The 6187-nt window shown below is 35.1% G+C and carries 5 protein-coding genes; 3 read left to right on the top strand and 2 right to left on the bottom strand.

The window, feature by feature from the left end; translation table 11 throughout:
* Window positions 1-456: porin (locus tag PSF16_RS16050; RefSeq protein ID WP_272689665.1), on the bottom strand; the 456-nt coding region annotated here is incomplete at its 3' end.
* A 1533-nt stretch (window positions 457-1989) separates the two neighbouring features.
* Between PSF16_RS16050 and PSF16_RS16045 the strand changes: the two genes are divergently transcribed.
* The 3 genes from PSF16_RS16045 to PSF16_RS16035 all read left to right on the top strand — a co-directional run bounded on the left by PSF16_RS16045 (window position 1990) and on the right by PSF16_RS16035 (window position 5335).
* Window positions 1990-2688: a replication initiation protein gene (locus tag PSF16_RS16045; protein WP_272689664.1), complete on the top strand. Its 699-nt coding sequence runs from the start codon at window positions 1990-1992 to the stop codon at window positions 2686-2688.
* Between the two features lie 2 nt (window positions 2689-2690).
* A complete protein-coding gene (locus tag PSF16_RS16040; RefSeq protein ID WP_272689663.1) occupies window positions 2691-3092 on the top strand; it encodes a DNA-binding protein in 402 nt (133 codons plus the stop codon).
* Window positions 3093-4588: 1496 nt separating this feature from the next.
* On the top strand, window positions 4589-5335 hold the full coding sequence (locus PSF16_RS16035; protein ID WP_272689662.1) for a replication initiation protein: 747 nt from the start codon (window positions 4589-4591) through the stop codon (window positions 5333-5335).
* Window positions 5336-5512: 177 nt separating this feature from the next.
* Here PSF16_RS16035 and PSF16_RS16030 read toward each other — a convergent pair.
* Window positions 5513-6187: porin (locus PSF16_RS16030; RefSeq protein WP_272689661.1), on the bottom strand; the 675-nt coding region annotated here is incomplete at its 5' end.

Genomic DNA, 6187 nt, shown 5'->3' with positions numbered 1-6187 from the left:
AAGGTTTCTATTACGCTTGGTCATGAACGTATCAGCTTGAGCCATTGTATCGCCACCCCACAGAGGGAACACATCAGTCCATGCGTTGGTGTCATAGATAACACCGTAGTTACGACCATAATCGATAGAACCAAAATCTTGGAATTTTAGACCTGCGTATGCTAAACGATTTTTGTTATCGTTGTTGCCTTCGTTTTTATTAGTTTTAGTCTCCCATTCGAAACGACCAAAACCAGTTAGTTGATCTGTGATTTGGGTATCACCTTTCAGACCTAAACGAACGCGAGAATCGTCACCGTCTTGGCTATTAGCTTTGCTACCATCTGCAAAGTAATGACGAACATCCACTTTACCGTAAACGTCTAATTTATTACCATCTTTGTTATAAACTTCAGCTGCACTTGCAGAACCAATCATCATCATAGGAACTACAACTGCTAAGACTGTTTTTTTCATGATATTTATCCTCATTGCCACTACTTTTGGTTAGTATAGTAATCTAGGATTAGAATTATTGATTTTTATGGGAACTTATTCAAATAGTATTTGCCTCTTAACAACTTATTTATTAAGTTCAATAGTGAAACTCGCGATAAAATTTATTGCAATCAATAACTTGCAAATACCACACATAACATAAGTGAACCTATAAATGTTTTTTCATTTTAAAAAACAAGCCAACACCAATTTTTATCTAACTCTCGTTTAACCTGTTGATGTTCGTATTTTCGTTTTAACTGATTTTTAATTCTCTTATCGGCACGTTCTAACGTGTTCACTTTTGATATTTCGAAAGTCCGCTCTTTGTTGAGTCACATATTTTCAATCTGCCAATTATTCCGTTTAGTCTCTTTGTACCCCGAAATAGAACCGTCTTCGTTAAATATCGGACTTCTAACCAAAGTAGGGGCTAGTTTTTTAATTTTAACTTCCCTCTCTGAGTTGTTCACGTTCAAAACGTTATTTTTAACGCCTTCCAAAGAGCCAGCGGCAGGCTCAGGCAAAACTTGTTTGTGGGGATTATATTCTGCCTATTAAACTAAAGTACCTTTAGCTTTTGGTGTTTTGGTTATGCTCATTTATCAACCTAGATCAAGGTAAGGAATTAATAAGAAATGGGTGGTTAACTTGAAATTGATTGATTTATGATTATCCGTACATCTAAACGAGAGACTGTATTTTTTGTAGCTCACCTTAAATCAAGAAACATCTAACCTTCCGACGGTAAATATTCTTATGTTTAACAGTATACCCCATCATTTTTAGCTTTTAATTAAAAATGAGCCAATGATGCATTCTAAGTGATTTTATTTCTCAGGTGATATTGAGGTACATGATAGATAAAAAAATGGCTTAAAATCGATTCTAATTCGTTTTATCGCTATATATTGACTCGATGTATAATCAGACTTTGATTTTATGCCCATTAGGCTGCGCTCAATTGTGAAAAATAACACTGTTGTTAATTAGCCGATAAAAAAGTGATTATTTGACCCATGCTGTAGAGCCGTGAGCGAAGCGAACTAAATGACACGGAAAAAACAGCGGTACAGTGGCTGGATGGTCGGAGACAAAAGAGAGGGACAGCGAGTCACCCGAGCAAGGCGAGGGAGCTATTAAGGTGTTTTCGGTCAATTTTGAAAAGGAGCAAGCGTTGTTTGCTACATCCTTTTAATTACCGAAAAACGTGATGTATCTGACGGATTTTTCTGAGTTATCCACAGCGGTTTTCTTTTTTAATTGTTTTTTGTTTTTAATTCTTGTTTTCCGGTTATTTATTTATTTGATTAATAAGAATTAAATCACATATAGGCATAGAAATTTACGGTAATAGGCATAGAAATTTACGATAATAGGCATAGAAATTTACGGTAATAGGCATAGAAATTTACGGTAATACTCACAAGTTAGGTATAGAGAAAATAAAAAACTTGCCTTTAATGTAGGGATAGACTAATTTTTTGCCTATCCCATTAAGAAGGAAGCGACATGTCTGAGCTAATAGCATATAAATCGAATGCGTTGATTGAAGCTAGTTACAAACTAACTTTACAGGAACAGCGCTTGCTATTGATGTGTATCGGAAAGTTAAACCCTCGGGATAAAACTCCTCAAAAAACATTCAAAATTACATCTGGCGATTTTTATCTAGCATTTCCAGATATGGGAAAAAGTAATGCAGAACGACATTTAAAAGAAGCTATAGATAAGCTCGCTGAACGTTGGATATATATACAAAACAATAATGAAAGACGACGTATTCGCTGGATCCAAGAAGAAGCAGAATATTTTGAGGGTGAGGGAAAAATAGAAATTGTTTTTGCTGACTCCATAATGCCCTACTTAACTCAGCTTCAAGGTCAATTTACTAAAATTGTGATCAAAAATGTATCAACACTAAAAAGTGTCTATAGCATTCGTTTATATGAGTTATTAATGCAATTTAAAGTGATTGGTGATCGATTGATCAGCATTGATGATTTTCGCTCGATGCTGGGTTTGGACGAAAAAAAATACGCCACCTTCAAATCACTGAATCAATGGGTAATAAAACCAGCAATAAAAGAGTTAAACCAAAAAAGTAATCTATCTGTAACAGTTGATACAATAAAAAAAGGCAGGAGTGTTTTTGCGCTACACTTTCACTTCAAAGAAGATCAACAAATAAAAATGATGTTAGAGGATTGATTATGGCTTTGGTATCAATCAGTGAAGCGGCAAGGCTGACAGGAAAAGCAAGAAGCACACTACACAAGTACATAAAACAAGGTAAACTGTCTACGACTACAGATCAAAATACAGAAAATAAAAGCATTGAAACATCTGAGTTAATTAGAGTATTTGGTAAAATAAGCAATTCTCCAACTACAAACAGTGACGGTGTCACTAATGTATCAAAACTACAACAAGAAACACCCAACACTACACAGTCACTACAGATTAAACTTCAACTTCTTGAACAAGAAAATGCACACTTAAAAGCTGAAAAAGAGTTACTTTCAAAAAATTTAGATGATATACGTCAAGCTATGCTATTAATCGAATCTAAGCTGCCTACAACCAAAAAATCGTGGCAATTCTGGAAAAAATAGCTCGTTGGCATCATTTTCCCACTGAAAACGACATACTGATTTTGATAACAAATGAGCAACAATAAAACGGGGTATTTTCGGCAGAAATAGAAACGGTTTTGAACCGTTCAGGGTGTTTTACATCCATCATTATCTTTATCGACCCTTTCGATTTTTCATCTCATTAAGCTATATCACTTTAAAAAATTTTATGACCGAGTACCCTATCAAATATCCAAATTCATGCTGAAAGTTTAGAACGGTTTCTGTTGCAGTTAAGCGTATTTTTAACTCGTTAGAGTTGAATGAAAAACTGACCTGAAATCGTTGAAAAGCACAAACTTGTTTTGTGGTGTTCGACGATTTAACCAACCGAGTAAAACGAGGGCGGTAGTGTTATTTCAATCAACGTTGAACATCAACTGACATAGATTTACACGGAAAAATGATGCGTCTATGCATCAGCAGCGCATCATTCTGATGCGTAATAACAGTAGCTTCAGTTTAACTCTCTATATCACCTTTAACGTGCAATCATTTATTTTATACTTATCAATAACATATATAATGTTTCAATATTTTATGTTCTGCATCAATTCGTCATCAGAATGATGCATTTATGCATCAGTTCTATGTTTACATCGCCATAACAATCAAAAATAAACTTTTTGTTTATCAAACAAATACTATCTAAATTCCATTTAGCGTATGGTGTGTGTTTGCAAGAAACCAAAATTGGCGAGTACAAAATATTTTTAGTGCCTGATAAGTAGTTTTTTGATAGTTACAAAAGATATTTTTATTATATGCGCGACAATATGCGTAATTGTTTTCGATTGATTCATCTTCACCCCCACATAAATGCCCCTGTAATGCTCTCTGCTTAATTTAAATATCGTAATTACGGGTATGTTCAATTTGGTTATTATTGTGGCTTAAAATCGATTACAGGGCGCTCAGACCATCACTGACTAGGTGAGTCGAGAGTGAAGTACTTTAATATCCGAACCACTAAGTAATGAAACTTGTATGGTGTAGTAAAAATCATGACGTGATTTAAAAATTTACAGCCTCACTTTGTTCGTTGTTTAATTTTAGCCGGCGTAAAAATAAGTTCTCACACCGTTCAAAATTTAAGCGGTTCTTCGTGGGCTCTATCCTCTCTGTTTTTTTAGTTTTGTTCACACTCAAAAGAGTGAGTTATCCACCGATTTTGTAGGTAATTTGCTTTTTATATTCTTTTTATATTCTTTTTAAAACCTTTTTAGACGCCAGAACATTATTAAAATCATAGTATTACAGACTTAAAAGTAACTTTTTTCGGGTTAAAAGTAACTTTTTTCGGGTTAAAAGTAACTTTTTTCGGGTAATATCCACAGCTATTGATAACAATAAAAATCAATGTTACCCTAACCTAAAAATAACATCATCAATGATTGTTACATATGCCCGAAGTTAATTACTTTTAGATTAACTTCCAATCAAGAAACGATTGGAAGTTAATCAGCGGAGTGCTAATGAAACCCAATAAAGCAGAATCAATAACAATGACTATTAACCTGAAAGGTAAAAACGTGGTCATGAGTAACGCTATCACTCGAGCAGCGCAAAGCCTTTCCCTTGCAGAGAAAAGAATCATCTTCGCTGCAATTGCTAAAATGGGCGGGCAATATTCCCCTATAAAAATAACAGCAGAGGAATACGCCAATACCTTTGGGATGCCGATAAAACAGGCTTATTCACAACTGAAAGTAGCTGCTGATAATTTTTTTAATCGTTACATTAGTTTTAGAGTAAATGAAGTTAGCGAACTTGATGTAGATGTATGGAAAATCAGATGGCTAGGAGCCTATAAATATAACGAGGGTGAAGCCCATGTGGTATTAAGTTTTACACCTCAAGTCACACCGTATCTATGTGAGCTAGAAGATAACTTTACCAAATATCAATTATCACAAGCCTGTGCGTTACGTTCTGTTCACTCTTGGCGATTACTCGAAATGTTCGAGCAGATGAATGGAAATAAAGACAATGACGGCTGGCTACCCATATCTTTAGACGATTTTCATCATGCAATGGAAACACCTGATAGTTATAAAAAAACGTTTGGATTACTTAGAGAACGAGTTATCGAACCCGCAGTAAAAGAATTAACGGAAAAAGACAACTGGATAATTAAATGGAATCCCTTGAAAAAGGGCAGAAAGATTGTCCGGATTCAATTTTGGTTTCAAAAAGACGACCAATTTAGAATGGATATTTAGCTAAATAACGAAAAAGACAATGACAGAAAGATGATAGGTAAATATAGATTTTAAATTAATAGTATTTGATTTAAAATCTTTGGTAACTCATTGGTGTGAGTTGTCGAATTTCGTCTTTAGTCATTCAAAATTCGACAAAAAAGGCGGACTTTGTCCGCCTTTTTTACGCTCTGGTTATTAGAATTGGTAAGCCAAACCTAAACCAACAACGTTATCAGTGCTGATACCAACAGTTCTAGTGAATTCATTGTCTTTCAGCAGGTTGATTTTGTAATCAACAACTGCAGACATATTTTTGTTGAAGTAGTAGTAAGAACCTACAGAGATATATTTAACTAAATCTTCGTTCTGGCATTTACCATCAACATTTTTGTACAGGTCTTTACCTTTAGATTGGTTATAACCTAAAGATGGTTTCAGACCGAAATCGAACAGGTATTGAGCCACTAATTCAACGTTTTGCGTTTTGTTAGCAATATATTCATCTTCATATTCATCTTTACCGTAGTGAGTTGTATTGCGAGTTTCACCGTACATAGCTGCTAAGTATACGTTGTTAGCATCGAATTTTGCGCCCACGTTCCATGCTTCAGCACGTTTACCTTTGGCAGTAGAATCACGCTGATCTGGAGTACGGGAAGAGTTAGAGTAACCACCACCCAGGGATACGCCCCAACCTAAGTCATATGCGGTAGAGAAACCGTAACCGTCTCCGTTATTTTGATAATCTTTAGGATAACCGTCCTTGTCATATGAACCAGATTTGTTTTGGTCACCGTTTTTACCTTGATATTGCAGAGCAAAACTCAGACCATCGACATAACCAAACATATTATTGTTACGGTACGTCAG

It is taken from the genome of Providencia sp. PROV033 (assembly GCF_028484855.1).
GTDB lineage: Bacteria > Pseudomonadota > Gammaproteobacteria > Enterobacterales > Enterobacteriaceae > Providencia > Providencia alcalifaciens.
Note: the sequence above shows the minus strand (reverse complement) of the source record. Positions and strands in the feature narration are given on the sequence as shown.

Excerpts from the sequence above, each read along its gene's own strand:
- PSF16_RS16045 (WP_272689664.1), top strand. The coding sequence starts at position 1,990 with ATGTCTGAGCTAATAGCATATAAATCGAATGCGTTGATTGAAGCTAGT.
- PSF16_RS16040 (WP_272689663.1), top strand. The coding sequence starts at position 2,691 with ATGGCTTTGGTATCAATCAGTGAAGCGGCAAGGCTGACAGGAAAAGCA.
- PSF16_RS16035 (WP_272689662.1), top strand. The coding sequence starts at position 4,589 with ATGAAACCCAATAAAGCAGAATCAATAACAATGACTATTAACCTGAAA.